Source organism: Vibrio breoganii (assembly GCF_001677275.1).
Taxonomy (GTDB): domain Bacteria; phylum Pseudomonadota; class Gammaproteobacteria; order Enterobacterales; family Vibrionaceae; genus Vibrio; species Vibrio breoganii.
The window spans coordinates 228,099-250,444 of record NZ_CP016177.1 but is presented as its reverse complement, the minus strand read 5'-3'; the positions used below and the strand labels follow the sequence as shown (position 1 = coordinate 250,444).

At 46.6% G+C, this 22,346-nt stretch carries 23 protein-coding genes and 1 pseudogene; 7 read left to right on the top strand and 17 right to left on the bottom strand.

Annotation, left to right across the window (positions count from 1 at the left end; genetic code table 11):
* Positions 1–16 precede the first annotated feature (16 nt).
* Positions 17–259, top strand: a complete 243-nt coding sequence (locus tag A6E01_RS01205; protein WP_017029458.1) for a SlyX family protein — start codon at positions 17–19, stop codon at positions 257–259.
* Positions 260–291: 32 nt separating this feature from the next.
* On the opposite strand, the gene A6E01_RS01200 is transcribed toward A6E01_RS01205, so the two are convergent.
* The 5 genes from A6E01_RS01200 to kefG all read right to left on the bottom strand — a co-directional run bounded on the left by A6E01_RS01200 (position 292) and on the right by kefG (position 4,574).
* Positions 292–1,233, bottom strand: coding sequence for an isoaspartyl peptidase/L-asparaginase family protein (locus A6E01_RS01200; RefSeq protein ID WP_065209414.1), 942 nt, complete (start codon positions 1,231–1,233; stop codon positions 292–294).
* Between the two features lie 109 nt (positions 1,234–1,342).
* A complete protein-coding gene (gene slyD, locus A6E01_RS01195; protein WP_017029456.1) occupies positions 1,343–1,906 on the bottom strand; it encodes a peptidylprolyl isomerase in 564 nt (187 codons plus the stop codon).
* Between the two features lie 86 nt (positions 1,907–1,992).
* Positions 1,993–2,190: a YheV family putative zinc ribbon protein gene (locus A6E01_RS01190; protein WP_017029455.1), complete on the bottom strand. Its 198-nt coding sequence runs from the start codon at positions 2,188–2,190 to the stop codon at positions 1,993–1,995.
* Positions 2,180–3,991 carry a glutathione-regulated potassium-efflux system protein KefB gene (kefB, locus tag A6E01_RS01185; RefSeq protein ID WP_017031388.1) on the bottom strand — a complete coding sequence of 604 codons (1,812 nt, stop codon included), beginning with the start codon at positions 3,989–3,991 and terminating at the stop codon, positions 2,180–2,182. The genes A6E01_RS01190 and kefB overlap by 11 nt, the downstream gene beginning before the upstream one ends.
* Positions 3,978–4,574: a glutathione-regulated potassium-efflux system ancillary protein KefG gene (gene kefG / locus A6E01_RS01180; protein WP_017029453.1), complete on the bottom strand. Its 597-nt coding sequence runs from the start codon at positions 4,572–4,574 to the stop codon at positions 3,978–3,980. The genes kefB and kefG overlap by 14 nt, the downstream gene beginning before the upstream one ends.
* A gap of 119 nt (positions 4,575–4,693) precedes the next feature.
* On the opposite strand from kefG, the gene A6E01_RS01175 reads away from it, so the two are divergent.
* From A6E01_RS01175 to crp, 6 genes are all read left to right on the top strand, one after another.
* Entirely contained in the window at positions 4,694–6,613 is a 1,920-nt protein-coding gene (locus A6E01_RS01175) for an ABC transporter ATP-binding protein (RefSeq protein WP_065209413.1), read from the top strand.
* Positions 6,610–7,074 (top strand): TIGR02444 family protein, encoded by a 465-nt coding sequence (locus tag A6E01_RS01170; RefSeq protein WP_017029451.1) that lies wholly within the window; start codon positions 6,610–6,612, stop codon positions 7,072–7,074. Before A6E01_RS01175 ends, A6E01_RS01170 begins: the two co-directional genes overlap by 4 nt.
* On the top strand, positions 7,074–8,054 hold the full coding sequence (locus A6E01_RS01165; protein WP_026026227.1) for a hydrolase: 981 nt from the start codon (positions 7,074–7,076) through the stop codon (positions 8,052–8,054). The genes A6E01_RS01170 and A6E01_RS01165 overlap by 1 nt, the downstream gene beginning before the upstream one ends.
* Positions 8,055–8,071: 17 nt before the next feature.
* Positions 8,072–8,293 carry a YheU family protein gene (locus A6E01_RS01160; RefSeq protein ID WP_017029449.1) on the top strand — a complete coding sequence of 74 codons (222 nt, stop codon included), beginning with the start codon at positions 8,072–8,074 and terminating at the stop codon, positions 8,291–8,293.
* A 66-nt stretch (positions 8,294–8,359) separates the two neighbouring features.
* On the top strand, positions 8,360–9,229 hold the full coding sequence (locus A6E01_RS01155; RefSeq protein ID WP_017029448.1) for a phosphoribulokinase: 870 nt from the start codon (positions 8,360–8,362) through the stop codon (positions 9,227–9,229).
* A 222-nt stretch (positions 9,230–9,451) separates the two neighbouring features.
* On the top strand, positions 9,452–10,084 hold the full coding sequence (gene crp / locus A6E01_RS01150; protein ID WP_017029447.1) for a cAMP-activated global transcriptional regulator CRP: 633 nt from the start codon (positions 9,452–9,454) through the stop codon (positions 10,082–10,084).
* A gap of 94 nt (positions 10,085–10,178) precedes the next feature.
* Here crp and A6E01_RS01145 read toward each other — a convergent pair.
* The 12 genes and pseudogenes from A6E01_RS01145 to aroK all read right to left on the bottom strand — a co-directional run.
* Positions 10,179–10,976: pseudogene (locus A6E01_RS01145) on the bottom strand (2-oxoadipate dioxygenase/decarboxylase family protein); the annotation flags it as partial.
* Positions 10,977–11,000: 24 nt separating this feature from the next.
* On the bottom strand, positions 11,001–12,464 hold the full coding sequence (astD, locus tag A6E01_RS01140) for a succinylglutamate-semialdehyde dehydrogenase (RefSeq protein WP_065209412.1): 1,464 nt from the start codon (positions 12,462–12,464) through the stop codon (positions 11,001–11,003).
* A 23-nt stretch (positions 12,465–12,487) separates the two neighbouring features.
* On the bottom strand, positions 12,488–13,507 hold the full coding sequence (gene astA, locus A6E01_RS01135; protein WP_065209411.1) for an arginine N-succinyltransferase: 1,020 nt from the start codon (positions 13,505–13,507) through the stop codon (positions 12,488–12,490).
* Between the two features lie 23 nt (positions 13,508–13,530).
* A complete protein-coding gene (locus A6E01_RS01130; RefSeq protein ID WP_017031396.1) occupies positions 13,531–14,739 on the bottom strand; it encodes an aspartate aminotransferase family protein in 1,209 nt (402 codons plus the stop codon).
* 276 nt (positions 14,740–15,015) lie between these two features.
* The gene (locus A6E01_RS01125) at positions 15,016–15,606 is read right to left on the bottom strand and encodes an aminodeoxychorismate/anthranilate synthase component II (RefSeq protein WP_017029442.1); all 591 of its coding nucleotides are present in this window, start codon (positions 15,604–15,606) and stop codon (positions 15,016–15,018) included.
* A 73-nt stretch (positions 15,607–15,679) separates the two neighbouring features.
* Positions 15,680–16,705 (bottom strand): tryptophan--tRNA ligase, encoded by a 1,026-nt coding sequence (gene trpS / locus A6E01_RS01120; protein ID WP_017029441.1) that lies wholly within the window; start codon positions 16,703–16,705, stop codon positions 15,680–15,682.
* Between the two features lie 131 nt (positions 16,706–16,836).
* Positions 16,837–17,520 (bottom strand): phosphoglycolate phosphatase, encoded by a 684-nt coding sequence (locus A6E01_RS01115; protein ID WP_017029440.1) that lies wholly within the window; start codon positions 17,518–17,520, stop codon positions 16,837–16,839.
* 1 nt (position 17,521) lies between these two features.
* Entirely contained in the window at positions 17,522–18,193 is a 672-nt protein-coding gene (rpe, locus tag A6E01_RS01110; protein WP_017029439.1) for a ribulose-phosphate 3-epimerase, read from the bottom strand.
* Positions 18,194–18,304: 111 nt separating this feature from the next.
* Positions 18,305–19,126, bottom strand: a complete 822-nt coding sequence (locus tag A6E01_RS01105; protein WP_017029438.1) for a Dam family site-specific DNA-(adenine-N6)-methyltransferase — start codon at positions 19,124–19,126, stop codon at positions 18,305–18,307.
* Positions 19,127–19,193: 67 nt separating this feature from the next.
* A complete protein-coding gene (locus A6E01_RS01100; RefSeq protein WP_065209410.1) occupies positions 19,194–20,615 on the bottom strand; it encodes an SPOR domain-containing protein in 1,422 nt (473 codons plus the stop codon).
* 21 nt (positions 20,616–20,636) lie between these two features.
* Positions 20,637–21,740 carry a 3-dehydroquinate synthase gene (aroB, locus tag A6E01_RS01095; protein ID WP_065209409.1) on the bottom strand — a complete coding sequence of 368 codons (1,104 nt, stop codon included), beginning with the start codon at positions 21,738–21,740 and terminating at the stop codon, positions 20,637–20,639.
* 35 nt (positions 21,741–21,775) lie between these two features.
* Positions 21,776–22,294, bottom strand: a complete 519-nt coding sequence (aroK, locus tag A6E01_RS01090; RefSeq protein WP_017029435.1) for a shikimate kinase AroK — start codon at positions 22,292–22,294, stop codon at positions 21,776–21,778.
* Between the last annotated feature and the right edge of the window lie 52 nt (positions 22,295–22,346).

Genomic DNA, 22,346 nt, shown 5'->3' with positions numbered 1-22,346 from the left:
TTATAGGCTCGCTTTGATGTCCAACACGACTGAGATTTCTACTTTAATTCAGCAACTCAATCAGAAGATTGATGACCTTGAGTGCAAGGCTGCATTCCAAGAACAAACCATCGATGAGCTCAATGACGCCCTTAGTCAGCAACAGATCCTTATCTCGAAGATGCAGCACCAGATGAAGTATGTTGTGGGTAAGGTTAAAAATATTGATGCCTCGAACCTAGCGGATCCCACTGAAGAAACACCGCCTCCTCATTACTAAAGAGGCGAGCACAAGGCGCTACGTCCCACTATTTATTCGTCAGCATAGATTTTCACGGTAATAGAACCTTGGGCATCAATGCTGGCGCGATACATTCCTGAGCTGTTCATCGCAAAGTGAATATCACCGTTAGAATCCAAGGCAATCAAGCCGCCTTCTCCCCCCATAGCTTCGAGTTCACCATGAATGACTTGCTCACTGGCAGCGTGGACGTCCTCTTTAAGATAACGCATCCTTGCTGCAAGATCTGATGCCACCGTTTTACGGATAAAGTGCTCACCTACACCTGTCGTCGATACCGCTACATTGCCGTTTTCAGCATAAGTACCCGCACCTATGATTGGGCTATCGCCTACTCGACCAAATTTTTTGTTGGTGACGCCACCAGTACTTGTGGCAGCCGCAAGATTCCCAAAACAATCCAGAGCAACCGCACCTACAGTGCCAAATTTTTTATCATCAGGGTACTTGCTCTCAGATAAGGCAAAAATGCCCTTTTCTTTCATGCTCTGCAGTTGCTGGCGTCTGCGCTCTGTTACAAAGTACTCTTCATCCAGAAATTCAAAGCCTTGTGACTGTGCAAATCGATGAGCGCCATCGGCTATCAAAAACACATGATCGCTGTTCAACATCACGGCATTGGCAAGTTCAATGGGATTTTTGATGCCTTTGATCCCAGCCACTGCCCCCGCATTGAGGGCTTTGCCGTGCATAATTGAGGCATCCATTTCAATTGACTCTTCATGGGTCAATACAGAGCCTTTACCTGCATTAAAATGAGGTGAATCTTCCATTACCTTTACTGCCGCTATCGTGGCATCAGCAGCATCGCCATTGGCTTGCAAGACTTCATAGCCGGCGCGAACGGAGGCCTCTAATACCGCAAGCATTTCTTGCTTAAGTTGTTCGCTCATTTTGCTGCGCAATATGGTGCCGGCTCCGCCATGGATGGCAATACTGATTGGTGGCTGCATAACATTTCCTTCGTCTTAAAACCAAAAAAGCCTCCCACTGGGTGGGAGGCTCATTATAGCGAAACAATCTCGAAATGCGCTTTTAGCACATTAAGGTTGTAAAAACCGCTTAGTCGTTAGAGCAGCAATCGTCGCCTTTACCGCAATCGCCTTTGCCACCACAACATTCGTGATCATCACCGTGGTCATGACCGTGGCCACAGCCACCTTCTTTGTGAATGTGACCATGTTCGATCTCAGACTCAGTCGCTTCGCGGATTGCTACCACTTCAACGTCAAAAGTAAGAGTTTGGCCAGCTAGCATGTGATTACCGTCAACCACTACTTCGTCACCGTCTACTTCAGTGATTTCTACAGGGATTGGACCTTGGTCAGTGTCAGCTAGGAAACGCATGCCCACTTCGATTTGGTCAACGCCTTGGAAAACATCAGCAGGAACACGTTGAACCATAGCATCGCTATGCTCACCGTATGCTTCTTCTGGAGCTACCGTTACGCTGAACTTATCACCGATAGTACGGCCAGCAAGCGCTTTTTCTAAACCAACTACTAGGTTGTTGTGTCCGTGTAGATAATCCAATGGTGCATCAACACCCGCTTGATCAACAACTACGCCTTCTTCAACTTTTACTTGATACGCTAGGCTTACTACTGAGTTATTGTCGATTTTCATAGTCACTCCAAAAAGTTGGTTATTCAACTGTTCAAAAAAGAGGCGCAATAATACAGATTAACCTCTGCTATGGCTAGCGCTTAATGCTATTCAGGTTTAAAGATCCCAATCAGGTCTTGCTCACCCACTTGCTCTTGCTGATCAGCAGGAAGACGCTGCTCTTTGAAATCACAGCTAACACACTCTACCCATTCAACATTATTCTCTTCCCACCAGCGCAAACTATCGGTATCGCTGCACTCTGGGCAAGCTGCGCCTGCAATAAATCGCTTCTTAATCTTCATCTTTTTTGTTCCAGTAATTGCTCGATTGACGCTCATTCTCAATTTCTCGATCAAAGATCTCTTCTAGCTCTTTACGTGCTTCTTTGGCACGCAAGGCTAAATTGCTCTCATCACTGTGTTGAGGAAGCAACTCTTTCAACATAGTGTTATCCAATTTATTAAAGTGCTTTTCGGCTCGAGAGGCTTGATGGGGGTGCATGCCAAGTGCAATGAGCAATTGGCGTCCAAGATCCAGAGCACCTAAGAAGGTTTCTCTAGAATAACTGGTGACACCATGGTTCAACAATTGATAAGCCTCTACGCGGCTTCGAGCGCGAGCTAATATCTTAAGGTGCGGAAAGTGCTGCTGACACAACTCGATAGTTTGGATAATTTCATCCGGATCATCGGTACACAGTACAATCGCTTCTGCATTATGTGCCCCTGCCGCCCTCAACAAATCAATGTTCGTGGCCTCTCCGTAATACACCTTGTAGCCAAACTTACGCAATAGCTTTATCTGACTGGCATCGCTTTCCAAGATGGTGATCTTCACCTTGTTGGCATACATCAACCGACCTACCACCTGACCAAAGCGACCAAACCCTGCCACTATCACTCTTGGTCTGCGATCTTGTACCTGCTCATGGGATTCCGTTTCTTCGGGTGTGTTGATGCTACGTGAATACACCCAAGTCTGCACTTTCAGAATCAAGGGCGTGGTGACCATAGATAGACTCACTACCACCAACAAGAAGCTCGCAACAGGCACCGAAAGCAATCCGAAACCAAGGGCAGCTGTAAATATGACGAAGGCAAACTCGCCCCCCTGGCTAAGTATGGCCGCCATTCGACTTCTGGATTTGGACTTGGTGCCAAACAGTCGCGCGAGCACATACAAGATCAGTCCTTTTGCCGTAACGAGTCCCACAACTGTTGCCAATATTAGTAATGGATTCTCTATCAACAAACCTAAGTTAACGGACATGCCTACCGAGATGAAGAACAGCCCCAGTAACAACCCTTTGAACGGCTCAATCGTGATCTCTAGCTCGTGCCTATATTCGCTCTCAGCCAACAGTACCCCAGCTAAGAATGTCCCCAGCGCCATCGATAAACCAAGGTGCTGCATAAATACCGCAATGCCAAACACCACCAGAAGTGCCGCAGCAGTGAAGAGTTCTCGGGTGCCCGTAGAGAGTACAAATCTAAATAAGGGTCTTAGCAAAAAGTGGCCAGCCACCAGCAAGGCCACGACCGCAGATAGCTTTAGGCCTACATCAGCCCAATTGCCTGCCACCTCTCCGGCAAGCAATGGCAATAACGCCAGCATTGGAATGACGGCAATATCTTGGAACAGCAGCACTGCAAAGCCTGACTGGCCAGTTTCGGAGCCAGCCAATCCTTGCTCATCAATAACACGCAGAGCAATGGCGGTAGACGACAGTGCCAACCCCATACCAATGGCAAGACTGCTCATCCACGACTGACCCAGTAGATAGGCCACCATAGAAAGAAATAGGGTTGTTACTATGACTTGAGCGCCGCCCAAGCCCAATATGGGCATTCGCATCGCCCACAGCTTTTTCGGATTTAGCTCTAAGCCAATCAGAAACAGTAGCAGTACCACCCCTAGCTCAGAGAAGTGCAGTATTGCATCAACATCGCTGATCAAGGAAAGCCCCCACGGACCAATAACCACACCCGCCAGCAAATAACCTAAGACGCTGCCCAATCCAAGGCGTTGCGCCAATGGAACAGCCACAACCGCAGCACCAAGAAACAGTACCCCACTCTCAATCAGCTCATTATTCATGGCCATCGGTGTACTCCTCCAGACTAGGTTGAGTCGCAAAGGGATCCGATAACCACTGTCGATATTGAAACGCGTGCTCTTCACGAGTGGTGTCGGATACGGTTCTCGACCAATACAACACCAAAGGCTCAATCCAGTTCATCTGGCAAAGGGCTGCCGTAAGCTCAAAGGGTTGAAGGATCTGCTCTAAGGGATATTTATTGTATCCCCCGGGAGAAAATGCCGACTTTTGCCCACCTGTCGTAATCACGCTACGCCAATGTTTATCTTTCAAGGCGCATTGAGAGCCGAAGGCGAACCCTTTATCTAATACACGATCCATCCACTCTTTGAGCAGTGATGGGCAGGAATAAAGGAACATAGGGTGTTGAAACACAATCAAGTCATGCTCTAAGAGGCGCTGATGCTCAAGAGCGATATCAATAAAGAAGTCAGGGTATTCTGCGTATAAGTCGTGCACAGTCACATTTGGCAGATCTTTTATTTTTTCGATCATGCACTGGTTGGCAACCGAACTGTCTGGTTCGGGATGCGCGTATATGACTAGCACTCTTGGGATATTCGGCGGGTAAGCAGACAGCTTTGTCATTCCTTGACACATTCCTTAACTGTTACGTTAGGTTTATCCTATCACGCCAAGAGATCGACTTTTACCCCTATTCCACCTAATATGCGAGCCAACATATTTGATTAACGCTCAGCATTCTCATGATTACGATTTCAGACATTCAATTATTGCGCGGAGGCAAAGCCCTTCTGCAAGACGCTTCTGCCACAATTCATCCCGGCGACAAAGTCGGCCTTGTTGGGAAAAACGGGTGTGGTAAATCAACCCTGTTTGCTTTGATGAAGGATGAGCTCAGCATTGATGCGGGTGACTTCAAGCAACCAAAGCATTGGGAGCTCGCTTGGGTTGCACAGGAAACGCCTGCCCTTGAACGCACAGCAATTGAATATGTTATCGATGGCGACAGAGAATATCGCCAGCTAGAAGCTGACTTAGTCCAAGCTGAAAAAGACGACAACGGCACCAAGGTGGCCGAGTTGCATGGGAAGATAGAGACTATTGGTGGCTATTCTATTCGTGCTCGAGCGGCTGAACTCCTCGATGGTTTAGGCTTTTCTCAAGCACAAATGGAGTGGAATCTGACTCAGTTTTCGGGGGGTTGGCGCATGCGCTTGAACCTCGCTCAAGCACTGCTATGCCGCTCAGATTTGCTGCTTCTCGATGAGCCTACCAACCACTTGGATCTCGATGCCGTCATGTGGCTTGAGCGTTGGTTGCAAAACTATAGAGGCACCTTGGTGCTGATTTCTCACGATAGAGACTTCTTAGATCCTGTAGTGGGTCGCATTATCCATATCGAAAATCAAGATCTCAACGAATACACGGGTAACTACTCGTCATTTGAAACCCAGCGTGCCCAGAAGCTAGTACTTCAACAAGCTATGTATCAGAAGCAACAAAAGCAGATGACACATATGCAGAGCTATATCGACCGCTTCCGTTATAAAGCCTCTAAGGCACGTCAGGCACAAAGTCGAATAAAAGCCCTAGAAAAAATGGAACAGGTTTTACCCGCTCAGTTTGATAATCCATTCAGCTTTGAGTTTCGCGAGCCAACCGCGCTACCTAACCCTATCGTGATGATGGACCAAGTATCCGCAGGCTACGATGACACTTTGATCTTAGATAAAATCCGCTTGAATCTCGTTCCCGGTAGTCGTATAGGTTTGCTAGGGCGTAACGGCGCCGGTAAATCGACCCTGATCAAGTTGCTGTCTGGTGAGTTAGCGTCAAAGAGCGGTGAGCTTACGTATTCGCAAGGCGTGAAGATTGGCTACTTTGCTCAGCACCAACTGGAAACGCTTCACCCAGAAGAAACGCCCCTACAGCATCTGATGCAGATTGCCCCAAATCATACAGAGCAGCAGCTTCGAGATTACTTAGGTAGCTTTGGCTTTCAGGGCGAAAAAGCGCTGGATAAGGTAGCGCCATTCTCTGGGGGCGAAAAGGCTCGTTTAGTATTGGCATTGCTGGTTTGGCAAAAGCCTAACCTTTTGCTTCTCGATGAGCCAACCAACCACCTTGACCTCGATATGCGTCAAGCGCTAACCCTAGCCCTGCAAACCTTTGAGGGTGCAATGGTTATCGTAAGCCATGATAGATACTTGCTGCGTGCGACTACCGATGATCTTTACCTAGTGCATGATAAGCAGGTAGAGCCTTTTGATGGTGATCTAAATGACTACTACAAGTGGCTAACCGAGCAGCAAAAAGAAATTAAGAAAGCGCAATCAAAGGAAGTGGTTAAATCGAGCGTTAATTCTGCCTCGGCCAAGAAAGACCAAAAAAGAAAAGAAGCGGAGTTTCGAAAGCTCACCGCTCCGATTCGCAAAAATATCACGGCTTTAGAAAAGAAAATGGATAAGCTCAACAATGTGTTAGAGCTGTGCGAAGAGCAACTTGGTGATACCGAACTGTATCAAGCAGAAAATAAGTCTAAACTTACTCAAGTGCTTGGCCAACAGGCTAGCGCTAAGTCAGAGCTTGAGGATGTGGAGATGGAATGGATGACCGAGCAAGAATCCCTTGAAGAGATGCAGGCTAACCTCGACGCAGAATGAACAACAACACGCCTAACGATCACCTAACCATCGAGAGCCTTTGGCAATTCAGTTTGCAGTACTACTCGATGCGGGAGATAAAAGAGGCGTGTCTCAACCTGCAAAACCACTTCCATGGCAACGTTAATCTACTGTTGGCATTGAAGTGGCTTGATGAGCACGGACTCACTTTCCCGACCTCTCAGTGGCCACAGATAATACAAAGCTTGGGGCGCACTGAAGCACTATTGCTTCATTTTCGTGAGTTGAGACGTAAAAGTAAGCAACACCTGCCAGAGTCTTTGTATAGAGACTCACTGCAATTCGAACTGCAACTTGAGCGCCAGCAACAGGCTGACATCATAGACATCATTCATCGAATTGAACTCACTCAGGTGGAAGCGCCACACCTTGCAGACGACTATTGTCATCAACTCGGGGCTGAGCATTTAGCGGTTATCTTCAATAAGCAAAGGCCATGATGAAATCCTTCTCTCCCTCTTGGGCAATGAAGAACCCTCACCTTCAAACACTAATGCCACGGTTTATTCGCAAACAACCGCTGTTCACACCGGCTTGGGAAACCTTGACCACACCAGATAATGACTTTATAGATTTAGCTTGGAGCGACGATTGGCAATGTAACTCCGTCGCCAACAAGCCTATCTTCATCCTATTTCATGGCTTGGAAGGTAGCTTTAACAGTCCTTATGCACATGGGCTGATGCACTCTTTTTCCGAGAAAGGGTGGTTATCTGTGATGATGCATTTTCGAGGTTGTAGCGGTAAGCCCAACAAGCAAGCGCGTGCCTATCACTCTGGCGAGACCGAGGATGCGAGATTTTTCCTCGAACACCTCAACCGTCGATTTCCCAATAATCCTAAGGTGGCGGTTGGGATCTCACTGGGGGGAAACATGCTGGTGAACTATTTGGCTCGGTATGCGGATCAGCCAATCATAGATGAAGCCACCATCATTTGTGCTCCTCTCGATCTGGCCGCTTGCTCTCGACGTATCGAACAAGGCTTCTCAAGGCTCTATCATCACTATCTGTTGGATTCTTTGAAGCAGACAGCTTTGCAAAAGATTCATTTATTGGAAGAGGCACTAGAGATCGATGTAGATACCGTAAAGAACATGCGCTTCTTACATCAGTTCGATAATGCTATTACCGCACCACTGCATGGCTACGCCAATGCTAGCGACTACTATACTCGTTGTTCAGGTCTTCCAAAGCTCAATAGCGTGACCATCCCTATTAACGTCATTCACGCCAAGGATGACCCATTTATGACCGATGAAGTCGTCCCTAAGTTTAAGCTCAACAACAATATCGACTATCACTTGGTCGCTAATGGAGGGCATGTTGGCTTTATTGGCGGCACGTTTAGCAACCCCTATTTTTGGTTGGAGGTGGCTGTGCCAAGCTTTTATGATAAATTCACCTCCCAGACATATTAATCTAATAAGCCTCAGCCATGATCGTACCTTGGAAAGAAATCGCTCCTGAAACACTGGATAGCCTGATAAAAGAGTTTGTTCTCAGAGAAGGAACAGACTACGGAGACGTAGAGATCTCACTGCAAGATAAGATAGACCAAATCAAATGGCAGCTGCAACAAGGTACAGCTGTTATTGTTTATTCAGAGCTACATGAGAGCATCGATATAAAAGTGAGCCACGACGCAAAACTCTTATAAGCACTCAATCGTTAAACTCGATTTGTATACAATTGACCTTTATTCACTCACAAGACAAGGAAAGTCATGTCAGCCAAGCACCCCATTATAGCGGTAACGGGCTCTTCAGGAGCCGGAACCACCACTACATCAGAAGCCTTTCGCAAAATGTTCAACATGATGAATGCAAAGGCCGCCTGGGTTGAAGGCGACAGCTTCCACCGTTTCACCCGTCCAGAGATGGATGTGGCTATTCGAAAAGCGAAAGAGCAGGGTCGACATATCAGTTACTTTGGCCCTGAAGCCAATGACTTCCCTGCACTTGAAAACTTCTTCAAGGACTTTGGCGAAAAAGGCGAAGGAAAGGTGCGTCGCTATCTGCACACCTTCGACGAAGCCGTGCCATACAATCAAATGCCGGGTACCTTCACCCCATGGCAAGAACTGCCACAAGAAAGCGACGTTCTCTTCTATGAAGGCTTGCACGGTGGCGTCGTAGACAGCACCTGTAACGTTGCTAAGCATGTTGATTTGCTGATTGGCATGGTGCCTATCGTTAACCTTGAGTGGATTCAAAAGTTCGTTCGCGATACTCGCGATCGAGGACACTCACGAGAAGCGGTGATGGACTCTATTGTGCGATCAATGGACGACTACCTGAACTTCATTACCCCACAGTTTTCGCGCACACACATCAACTTCCAGCGAGTGCCTACCGTTGACACCTCAAACCCTCTAAACGCCAAAGGAATCCCTAGTTTAGATGAAAGCTTTGTGGTCATTCGTATGCGTGGCTTTAAGAATGTCGACTTCCCCTATCTATTGGCAATGATCGATGGCTCATTTATGTCTCGTCACAATACTTTGGTTGTCCCAGGAGGAAAAATGAGTTTTGCTATGGAATTGATTATTCGTCCTATACTGCAACAATTACTAGAGACGGGTAAGATCGGCTAATTTTGAATCTGAGTCGCACTCTTGTCTCAGAGTGTGATTGAGGACACGGTTTTGCTTGTAAAATCGACAATTCAAACCGATCAAAATCAAGAAATGTACTTAAAAAAAAGATACTATTCGTACTGATAAAATTTGAAGTAGTAGCAGCAACTACACCCCGCTCCCCTTATATGGCGAGGTCAGGGAACATAATTATACTCGCTGAGAGAGGAAGATAAGAATATGGTTTTAGGTAAACCTCAAACAGATCCAACGTTAGAATGGTTTTTGTCACACTGCCACATCCACAAATACCCTTCAAAAAGCACACTGATCCATGCTGGTGAAAAAGCAGAAACTCTTTACTACATCGTTAAGGGTTCGGTTGCCGTACTGATCAAAGATGAAGAAGGGAAAGAAATGATTCTTTCTTACCTAAACCAAGGTGACTTCATCGGTGAACTAGGTCTTTTTGAAGATGATCAAGAGCGTACTGCTTGGGTACGTGCTAAATCACCATGTGAGGTTGCTGAAATCTCATTCAAAAAATTCCGTCAGCTAATTCAGGTTAACCCAGACATCCTAATGCGTCTTTCTTCGCAAATGGCTAACCGTCTGCAGGTAACTAGCCAGAAAGTCGGTGATCTTGCGTTCCTAGACGTTACTGGTCGTATCGCACAGACTCTACTGAACCTAGCGAAGCAACCTGATGCAATGACTCACCCAGACGGCATGCAAATCAAGATCACTCGTCAAGAGATTGGTCAGATTGTAGGTTGTTCTCGTGAGACCGTTGGTCGTATCTTGAAGATGCTTGAAGAGCAGAACCTGATCTCTGCACACGGTAAAACTATTGTGGTTTACGGCACTCGCTAATCCACTCTAAAGTAGCCAGATATAAAAAAACGCTGTCATATGACGGCGTTTTTTATCTCTTCTAGCTGAGAGCTTCTAACTGACAGCTAGTTACCTAATTATTGGTACTCTCAAAGATCTTATCCGCTGACGCTTCAACAAAGCCTTGATATAGGTTTCCTGCAGACACCTCATAGCGCTTGGCAAACTCATAGAAGCCACCTGGAACGCTCTGTACGCCATCAGAAAATACAACCTTAACCTTATCCGCCATTGTAGAGGATTGCTCTAACAGTACCTCAGAAGAGCCCTTCACCTCTCCGCCGGAAGCGTTGATGGCAAATTGGTTATCCTTAAGGAAAGTATTCACCTCAGATACCTCTTCAAACTGAGCCAATTGATTGACGCTCACGGTAAAGTGATTGGCACCAAAGCCATGTGCAGCTACCCATGAGGCATACTCACTTTCTTTGGCTAGGCTTTGATAATCTTCAAAGCTCAGGTCCCACAAACGACCACCATGTAAAAACGCAGAGCCTTGCAATTTACTTGGATCAATTTGTTCCGATAGTTTTTTCACAATCGCCTGCAACTCGCTTGAACACTGCTCGAGTTGCAACTGACTGATGAATACCTTAGGCATATTAGGGTCTGGATGTTGATAATGCTTAGCAACCAGCTTTTTCGCTTTAAAGAGATAGTCACCACCCTCTTTATAGCCAAGCTCGATAAATGGCTTCGCCAATACCTCTAGGCCTATGGGTGAACAATTGAAGGTACGCAGCGCAATGTGATCGTTGATTAGCGCCTTATCTTGCTTTAATAGCTCATGAATGGTGTGCGATGACGGACAAAGCCTGCCATTAAAATCACTCCACAGTTGGTCAAATAGCTTTTGGACACCCATAACCCCTCCTTGATAGTACTTTGTTGATGACTAGTCGAATTGAATACCTGGAGACAATGTTTCAGGCATTATTGGCGCATCTCCTGCTATAGAAGCCATAGGATATGCACAGTAATCTGCGGCATAGAATGCACTTGGACGAAGGTTACCTGACGCACCGGGGCCGCCAAATGGCGCATCACCGCTCGCTCCTGTGATAGGGCGATTACGGTTGACTATGCCAGCACGAATTTCGTCAGAAAAGAGCTCCCACTGAGCATCATCAATAGAAATCAGACCGGCCGATAGGCCATATTTAGTGTTGTTCGCCAGCTCTATGGCCTCTGCGAAGTCGTTGTAACGAACGATCTGCAGCAAGGGACCAAAGTACTCTTCATCAGGCAATGCCTTGATGTCAGTAACATCTAAGATGCTCGCCTCAACAAAGGCATCATCCAGCAACTTCCCATCCAATAGAGGCTTGCCGCCAAGGTCTATCAACGACTGTTTCGCTGCCACAATCTGCTCCGCTGCCGTGCGTGAGATAAGGGTGCCCATAAAGGGTTGCTGCTCAGCAAATGGCTGATCCATTTTTAGCTGACCAGTCACCTTCACTAACTTGGCAATGAGCTTATCGCCCGCGTCACCTCTGGCAACATACAAGCGCCTAGCACAGGTACATCTTTGCCCCGCACTAATAAAGGCAGACTGCACTACAGTGTGAACCGCAGCATCCAGCTCACCAAAATCTTCACCGACAATCAGAGGGTTATTGCCACCCATTTCCAGCGCCAGCATTTTTTCAGGTTGCCCAGCAAACTGGCGATGTAAGATATGACCAGTGTTAGCACTACCAGTAAACAACAGCCCATCAATCTGCGCTGAATCAGCCAGTGCAATGCCGGTATCTTTACCGCCTTGGACTAGGTTGATGACACCATTCGGTAAGCCCGCTTCATGCCAAAGCTTCACGGCAAGCTCGCCACACAGTGGCGTTAGATCAGACGGCTTAAACACCACGGTATTACCTGCCAATAGCGCAGGCACGATATGCCCATTAGGAAGATGCACAGGGAAGTTATACGGGCCAAATACAGCCAATACGCCCAACGGTCTATGTTGCAAGGTGACATCGTTGCCCGCAACCTGCTTGTGCTTGGTGCCTGTTCGCTCATGGTACGACTTAATGGATAGCGCAATCTTGCCTGCCATCGCAGCAGCTTCAGTGCGAGTTTCCCATAATGGCTTGCCCGTCTCTTTAGCTACCGTCTCGGCAATCAACTCGGCGTTTTCTTTAACCAGTTCAGCAAAGCGCAATACGATTTGCTCACGCTGTTCAAAAGAACATTTTTTCCAGCTCAAAAACGCATGTCGCGCACTTGAAACAGCCAGCTCTACCTGCCCTTTGCTCGCAGAGTGACCCTGCCAGATAACCTCACTGTTGTAAGGAGATAAAGAGTGCACATCATGGCCTTGCCCTGAAATCCACTCACCCGCGATAAAATGCGTTTCCATCTAATTCGTCCTTGTTGTTCTGTTTACACTGCCGCCATTCGAACCCAATCACCGCTCTTAACTTGAAGAGCGTTTGCGACTTTAGGGCTGAGAATGACGCTTTGAGTTTCAGCATCAAATGCCGCTTGTTGAGCTACGGCTCTGAAATTCTCAAACGAGGTATTACTAATGAGATAGTTAGTAGAGCTGCCATGCTCTGCAACCGACACTTGAGCCCTAAATGAATGGCGCACGGTGTCAATATTGCGAAGGTCACACTCCACCGTTGGACCCGCATCGAAGATGTCGACGTAGTCTCGACAAGTGAAGCCTTCGTTCTCAAGCAGTTTCAATGCTGGGCGGGTATTATCGTGTACTTCACCAATCACCTCCTGTGCCTCTTTACTCAATAGATTGATGTAGATCGGCAGCTTTGGCATCAGGTCAGCAATAAAGCCTTTCTTGCCAATACCAGTGAGGTAATCAGCCATAGTGAAATCGATAGAGAAGAAGTGCTCCTGCAACCACTCCCAAAATGGAGAGTTGCCCTTTTCATCAGAGACCCCTCTCATCTCCGCAAAGATAGTCTTAGAGAATCGATGAGGATGCTCCGCTAGCATCAAGAAGCGGCACTTAGACAACAATCGACCATTCAGTCCACCACGGAACTTAGGGCGCAGGAACAAGGTGCAGATTTCACTGCACCCGGTGTAGTTGTTACCAAAGGTCAGTAGCTTCACGACATTATTCACGCCCAGTTTTGGCGACGAATGTACAACCTTGCTGATATGGTACGAATAAAAAGGGGTATCCCAACCTATCGAGGCTTCTATGCCTGTAGTACCGGCTACTTCACCCGTATCACAATCAACACCGACCATCAGGTAGCCTTCATCACCGGGTTCAGTCACCTCTGGTTTTTGAAAGCTATTTACTGAGTGATCAATTCTACTCGTAAGCAACTCTTCATTGACTGGCAAAGAGGTAAATCCGTGACCGGACTCCTCTGCGCACAAGTGCAATGCATCGTAATCATCCTTTAAAATTGGGCGTACTACTAACATCCCACTATCCTCCTGATAGAAAACTACGCGTTGTATAACTTAGCTACAGCCGTTTCAAAGCGCTCAAATCCTTGCTTGATTTCCTCTGGCGTGATCACCAGCGAAGGAGTGAAACGAACCACGTTAGCGCCTGCAATCAGCACCATCAGGCCTTCTTCACCCGCAGCCACCAATACATCACGAGAGCGACCTTTCCAGTCATCGTTCAGCTCAGCGCCAAGCAGCAAGCCCTTACCTCTGAACTCAGCAAAGATTGGGTATTTAGCATTGATGCGTTCTAGCTCTGCACGGAATAACCCTTCACGCTCTTTTACGCCTTGTAGAACATCAGGTTGAGAAACATGTCCAACGACAGCTTCAGCTACCGCACACGCTAATGGGTTGCCACCGTAGGTCGAGCCGTGAGTGCCAATCTTAAGGTGTTTAGCCAGCTTCTCTGTCGTCAGCATAGCGCCAACCGGAAAACCACCACCAAGAGACTTAGCGGTGCTCAAGATATCAGGTGTGACACCTAAGCCTTGGTATGCGTAGAAATCGCCAGTACGACCGTTGCCCGTTTGCACCTCATCGAAGATCAATAATGCGTTGTGCTTGTCACACAGTTCGCGGACTGTTTGTACAAACTCAGAAGTCGGAGCAATGATGCCACCCTCCCCTTGTAGAGGCTCCATCATGACCGCGCAGGTTTCATCGGAGATTGCGGCTTCGAATGCTTTAATGTCGTTGTATGGGATATGCTCGATATCACCCGGTTTAGGGCCAAAGCCATCCGAGTAAGCCGATTGACCACCCACTGTCACTGTAAAGAAGGTACGACCATGAAAGCCTTGATTGAAGGCGATGATCTTAGATTTGTGCTCACCAAACTCATCCACAGCATAGCGACGAGCCAGTTTAAGTGCTGCCTCATTAGCTTCTGCACCGGAGTTAGCAAAGAAGACCTTATCTGCAAAGCTCAGCTCGACCAGTTTTTTAGCCAAACGCAAAGCGGGCTCATTGGTCATTACATTGCTAAGGTGCCATAACTGATTCGCTTGCTTAGTGAGTGCCTCTACCATCACTGGGTGACAATGACCTAAGCAACTCACCGCGATACCGCCAGCAAAATCAACGTATTCCTTATCTTGCTGATCCCAGATTCGCGCCCCTTCACCTCGAACCGGAATTATCGACATCGGGTTATAACAAGGGACCATCACTTCATCGAAATCTTTACGCGTTACATCTGTCATATTCTGCACTCCTTTATGCACTCCCCTCGCAATTAAAAAATTCGCTATTTATGCATTGCTGGAGACATTTCCTCTGTACAAGCATTGTATTTACAATTTATTAACCATTTCAAGAGGAAAATACGTCTAAATAGACTAATTTACCGTGCAAAATGTGAGCGGTGTGACGCTATTCGAGCAACAGACAAGAAAAAGTGATCATGTTGCATAACAAACCTCATTTTCACGAAGAATAAGTAACAAAAATGTTATGCAAGGAATTTCAATAGATATGCTTTATGTTTGCGGGATACGAGCAAGGAAGTTAGCTAGGATCTCATGACCCTGCTCTGTTTTTATCGATTCTGGATGAAACTGAACCGCCTCAACGGGTAGCGTCTTATGGCGATAGCCCATAATCTCTTTTTGTTGCCCTTTTTCGTCGAGGGTCCAGGCGGTTATCTCGAGACATTCTGGGAGGGTTTCTTTCTCTACAATCAAGGAGTGATAACGGGTGACCGTTAGCGGGTTATTAAGCCCAGAAAACACACCTGTGTTGGTATGTTGTATTGGGGAAGTTTTACCGTGCATGACTTTATCAGCGCGAATCACCTTTCCACCAAGCACCTGGGCGATCGCTTGATGCCCAAGGCATACGCCAAGCAAAGGCAGTTGTCCCATAAACTCTTGAATGACTTGCAGAGAAATGCCGGCTTCATTTGGGGTGCAAGGACCCGGCGAGATAACGATGGCTTGCGGTTGCAGCGCGTGGATCTCGGCAATGGTAATCGCATCATTACGAACGACCTTAGTGTCACACCCTAACTCACAAAAGTACTGATATAGGTTGTAAGTAAAGGAGTCGTAATTATCAATGATCAACAGCATGCCAGAATCCAAACTAAAAATGCCACCACCTTGACGGCGATGGCATTCTATCACAACTTATTTGACCAAGATCTTAAAACGGACGCTTAACAAAGCCAACCGCGTCGAAAACCTTATCTAAAGTCACAGCAGCCTTCGCTGATGCTTTCTCAGCACCAGCCTTCATTACTTCGTTCAGATACGGCATATCTTGGCGAATACGGTGGTATTCAGACTGGATTGGCTCAAGCATAGCAACCACCGCCTCACCCACATCTTTCTTGAAAGGACCGTACATTTCAACGCCTTGGTACTGCGCTTCGATCTCAGCAAAGGTTTTACCCGTCGCCGCAGAGTACAGTCCCATTAGGTTAGCAATACCAGCCTTGTTCTCGATATCATGCAGGATACGAGGCGGGTTATCTGGATCCGTTTGCGCTTTATTAATCTTCTTAATGATAGATTTTGGCTCTTCAAGAAGGGTGATAACGTTCTTACGGTTATCATCAGACTTAGACATCTTCTTAGTCGCATCTTGAAGGCTCATTACGCGAGCGTTCACTGTTGGGATGTACGGCTCAGGCACTTGGAAGATTGGCGCTTCTGGTGTGCTGTAGATGTTGTTAAAGCGGTTTGCGATATCGCGGGCCAACTCTAGGTGTTGCTTCTGGTCGTTACCCACTGGCACTTGGTGTGCACCGTACAGCAAAATATCCGCAGCCATTAACACAGGGTAGTCATACAGGCCCACATTAACGTCATTCGCATAGCGCTGAGATTTATCTTTAAACTGCGTCATGCGGTTTAACTCACCCATTTGGGTGTAGCAGTTTAGAATCCAGCCCAGCTGAGCATGCTCAGGTACGTGAGACTGAACAAACAGCGTGCTTTTCTCTGGCGTTACGCCTACTGCAAGACAGATAGCAAGTGCGTCTAGCGTTGCTTCGTGCAGTGCCTTTGCGTCTTGACGAACGGTAATGGCATGAAGGTCAACAACACAGTACTGGCAGTCGTAATCATCTTGCATCTGATGCCACTGACGCAAAGCACCAAGATAGTTGCCAATGCTTAATTCACCAGACGGCTGAACACCGCTCAACACTATTGGTTTAGTGGTCATGATAATTACTTCCTCAATACTTCTAGAATAAAATTTTTATACGATAAAGCAGTGTACTCATCGATGAGTATATTGAAAGAAAAAAAACAGGAAAATGAGCCTAAGTTGAGATTTCAGGCTCATTACTGTCTCTAGCAGCGAGTAAGCAACTCGGGGAGTTGAGAGAGGTCTTGAATCAGGTGATCTGGGTTCGACTGCTCGATAGGTTCACCATGGTTATACCCATATGGCAAGGCAACAGACATGACTCCCGCATTCTTAGCAGCCAAGATGTCGTTTTTAGAATCGCCAATCATGATCATCTCTGATTGAGAAACCTGCTGCTTGTCCATCAAGTGAGCCAGAGGCATTGGGTCAGGTTTCTTCTTAGCTAAGCTATCGCCACCTAAGACATCAACAAACAGATCCGCAATACCGTGCTGCTGAAGAATCTCTGGCACAAATTGGTATGGTTTATTGGTAATAATCGCTAATCGATAACCCGCCTGCTGCAAGCCAATTAATGACTCTTTCACCGTCGGGTAAAGCGTGCTGTTCGAGTGGCCACACTCGCCGTAAAAGCGGTCAAAAAGCTCTCTCGCTTCGCTTCTGCTTTCATCTGTCAGACTCGCATCAATCTCGATATTCTGGCTCAAAGCACGCCCAACAAGTATATCAGCACCATTGCCGACCCACTCTCTCACTTGAGCTTCTGACACCCCAGGGCGTTCTACCGCCTTCATTGCGAGATCTAGAGCTGCTGTCAAATCAGGAACGCTATCCAGTAGCGTTCCATCGAGATCAAATGCGAGAAGCTTAATAGTATTTGATGACAAGTTATTTCACCTTCGCCAGTTCAGCGCGCATTTCATCGATCACTTGCTTGTAATCAGGCTGGTTAAAGATAGCTGAGCCTGCAACAAACATATCTGCGCCCGCTTCAGCAATCTCACGAATATTGTCGACCTTAACACCACCATCAATCTCTAGACGAATATCACGACCACTTGCGTCAATACGTTCACGCACAGCACGCAGTTTATCCAGAGTATTTGGAATGAAAGATTGGCCGCCAAAGCCCGGGTTTACCGACATCAGCAAGATCATATCAACCTTGTCCATGATGTAGTCTAGGTGAGAAAGTGGTGTTGCAGGATTAAGTACCACACCCGCCTTACAGCCATGTTCTTTGATGAGCTGCAGAGTACGGTCAACGTGCTCAGACGCTTCAACGTGAAAGGTGATCATGCTTGCGCCCGCTTTGGCAAACTCAGGGACGATAGCATCTACCGGCTTAACCATTAGATGCACATCGATAGGTGCGGTAATTCCGTAGTCACGCAGTGCCTTACAGATCGGGGCACCAAAGGTCAGGTTTGGAACGTAGTGGTTGTCCATCACATCAAAATGCACCACATCGGCGCCAGCTGCGAGCACACGCTCAACATCTTCACCTAAGCGAGCAAAATCCGCGGATAAAATAGATGGAGCAATAAGAAAATCGGTCATACCTGTCCCCTGTATAAGGCGTTCAATTTGCGCGCAATTCTACAAAAGCAAACGATAAACTAAAAGGACAAATTTGAAATGATTATCATTGTTGCGATAACAAAGGGGAAATCAGTCGGCGCTGTTGAACAGAGCCAATAGTTCGTCAACCTTATTTCGCCCTGCGCCATTGCGACTGATGGTACGCTTAACCTTCACCACATTCAGCTCTGCGCCGTGATATAAACGACGAGTTAGCATGGTATCGTGATTAGAGATCAGCACAGGTATGCCACGCTTATTTGCGGTGCGCTCAGCAACATCAGCTAGAGCCGCTTGGTCATCCAAAGAGAAACCATTACCCGAATAAGTGGTGAAGTTCGCTGTCGTTGATAGTGGAGCATAGGGAGGGTCGCAGTAAACCACGCTTCCCTTACGAGTACGCTTGAAGGTTTCTAGGTAACCCTCACAGACAAACGTTGCCTTCTTCGCTTTCTCAGCAAAAAACTCTAGCTCTTGCTCTGGGAAATAAGGTTTCTTGTAAGAACCAAAGGGAACATTGAATCCACCCTTCTTGTTGTATCGACACAGGCCGTTAAAACCAAATCGATTCATATACAGAAAAGCGACAGAGCGGAAAAGAATGTCATCGGTGGCGTTAAACTGTCTACGAACCTCTAAATACACCTCTTTTTGGTTGTATTCAGACGTAAACATACGCTTGGCCTCATTGATATAAGGCTGCGGATCATTCTTCAAAAGGTTATAAAGATTGATAAGGTCTGGGTTAATGTCTGCAAGCAAATACTGCTCGTAGTCAGTATTTAAGAAAACCGAGCCTGCACCAACAAAAGGTTCAACCAGCTTTTTTGCTTGTGGCAGATGACGCTGAATATCATCAACGAGTCCATATTTGCCACCTGCCCACTTTAAAAAGGCACGTTGTTTTTTCATTGCTGGTCTTCACTACCCATAATTTATAGGACGCGGAATGTAACATAAAATGAAGCTCATCTCAGTGTTATTTTCCCGCTTCAATCTCTTTATGTACTTGTGCCATTGACTTGACCCAAGGGCCTACCTCTTGAACCGCCTCTGGCAGCTCGGCAATGCCTTGGCTAGCGAGCTTCACATAGCGATAGTCACCATAGGTAATGATGTACCATTTCTTTCCAGAGCGAAGCGTAGGATAGATTCGAGTTTCATCTTGCATTTGGTGGGTATCCAGGAAGGATTGCACCTCACGCATGGTTCTCAAAGCGCCAAGCTGGATAGTGTAACGCTTCGCACTGATTCCCATGAGTTCTTCTCTGGCAAATGAGAAGTTGACCGCATTGCTTGCCGGTTTGTCTTCGCTTTTTGCCACAGGTTCCACTTGTTGAGAGGATGGGGCTACCACCTTTGATTCAGTCTCTATTAATGAATCAACCACCTCATCAGGAACAACCACTCGGTGTCTGCCATTACTATTGTCTGCCAAGGTAACGGTTTTATCGGTCACGGGAGGAGGCAGTTCCTTAGTGTCATCGACAAGGGTGTCTTGCTCTTTCGCCGAGAAATCCACAACCTCACTACTCTCACCAGAGAGCGAGAGTTCGTTTTGACTTTCTACACTTTCAGACTGAGTGATTGGAGCCGGCTCACTGCCTGTCGGCTTCCCTGATCCCGATAATAACCACCAAGCGATAAGACCTAATAAAATCACCAGTAAGGTAATAATAATGCCAGATTTGGCAGAGCCATTGTGCGAAGGCAAGGCTGATTTAGTTGATTTCACTTTATTTCCTAGAGCAATGAGCTCACCTGGGTATCGAGCACATCGCTGTGCTTTCTTACGGATTTTGTCTCGTTTCTTGAGGCTTTCAAATTTTCTAAGCACCATCAGCTCTAAAAAGAACTCAGCTTCACTTTGGCGAAGCGGATCGATCTGAAGCTCAATAGGCTGCACATTAAATTGTCGACTGAGTGGCAACACCTTCTTGCTTAGCAAGTCAGGACCACAGGCCAAAATCAAGCTCAAAGTCCAGGTAGGGTGAGCTTGAATGCGCTCTACTAAGCTCCAAAGTAGAAGTAAATTCTCTTCAGAGAGTAAACTGGCATCATCAACTAAGATAACAAACTCGGCAGTCTGCAATCCTAATTCATTATCTAGATTATCAAAGAGACTGAGGTCAGCATCGATTGAGCCATTAGGGATCAGTTGCTGGAATATTGCTTGCTTAATGTCCTGTTCAGACAAATAAGCATCACCCAACAGCAGTGCTTTATAGGAAGTAGAAACGAAGTGCGAGAAGTAACGGTTGAGGAGCCAAGATTTACCAGCTCCCCTTGCGCCAATAAAGGTAACGAGATTTGAACCAAATCGAGTCATTAGACGCAGCTTATCAAGCAACTGCGACTGAGACTGTAACTCTAATGTCCTTGTTTTCTGAGCCTTGCTCATTAACTATCCCTATGTGTTACTTTACTCTCGCCCGTCCTCAATTGCTTGGTAGACATGGTCTAGGTCAATATCGCTGACAACCTTAGAGCTACCAATTGCGTCTGGTAATACTAAGCGTAGACGACCTGACAAAACTTTTTTATCTCGCATCATATGCTTCATGAAGTCTTCACCCGACATACTCTCAGGGGTATGAACCGGCAGATGACAAGCTTCTAGCAATGATTTGATTCTATCTACATCAATAGAATCAAGCATATCTGCGTGAGCTGCAGCTCTTGCGGCCATCACAGTACCAGAAGAAACAGCCTCACCATGCAACCATTTACCATAACCCAATTCAGCCTCAATAGCATGACCAAAAGTATGACCCAGATTCAATAATGCTCGAACACCTGACTCTTTTTCATCTTGAGCAACGACATCGGCCTTAATTTGACAGCAGTTGGCTATGGCTTTAGTAATTGATGAGCTTTCCAATGCGGTCAAAGACTGAATATGCTGTTCAATCCACTCAAAGAAAGGCTTATCAATAATAATACCGTACTTAACTACCTCTGCCATGCCAGCCGCAAACTCTCTGTCAGGTAGGGTTGCTAAGGTATCAATATCAATGATCACTGATTTTGGTTGATAGAAGGCACCAATCATATTCTTGCCTAAGGGATGATTGACCGCCGTTTTACCACCAACGGAAGAATCCACCTGAGACAACAGAGTGGTTGGGATCTGAACGAAATCAACGCCACGTTGATAGCATGCCGCGACAAAACCGACTAAGTCACCAATTACACCGCCACCCAGTGCTACCAAGAGCACATCGCGACTGTAATTTTCTTCAAGCAAAAAGCTCATTACATCGTTGAAGGTTTCCAACGATTTGAACTGCTCACCGTCAGGAAGTTCTAGCACTCGGGTTTTACACTCTAGCTCAACAAACTGATGCTTAACTTTTTCAGCGTACAGAGGACCTACTGTTGTATTAGTGATAATAACAACTTGTTGTTGTGATAGGTCTTTAGATGATGGGAAAAGGCTTGAAAAGAGGGCTGGGTCACCCAATAACCCAGCGCCAATTGAAATCGGGTAGCTTCGCTCCCCTAAACTTACCGTGATCCGTTCCATGGGATGCACTCCTCAGTAAGATTAACGTTGGAAGATTAACGCTCTTCCAACATTTTAACGATCTGATTTGCAACTACTTTTGCGCTCTGATCATCAGTTTTAACTGTATAGTCTGCAACTTCTTCATACTGTGGGTTACGCTGTGCAGCCAAAGCCTCAAGAACCTCACGAGGCTCATCAGTTTGCAGAAGCGGACGCTTTTTATCGCGGTTAGTACGAGCAAGTTGTTTTTCGATAGTAGTTTCTAAATACACTACTACACCACGTGCAGATAGACGGTTGCGGTTTTCTTTACTCATTACTGAGCCGCCACCAGTCGCAAGAACGATACCCTGTTCTAGAGTAAGGTCGTTGATAACACCCTCTTCACGCTTACGGAAGCCTTCTTCGCCTTCCACATCAAATACCCAAGCGATATCAGCGCCAGTGCGGTCTTCGATTTCAGTATCAGAATCAACAAACTCCATGTGAAGTTGTTGTGCTAGGTGTCTACCTATTGTGCTTTTGCCGGCGCCCATTGGGCCAACAAGGAAAATATTACGTTTCTCAGCCATGTTCAGCAGTATATTACAACGTTAAAGTCAAATTACATCGCCATCTCTGTCA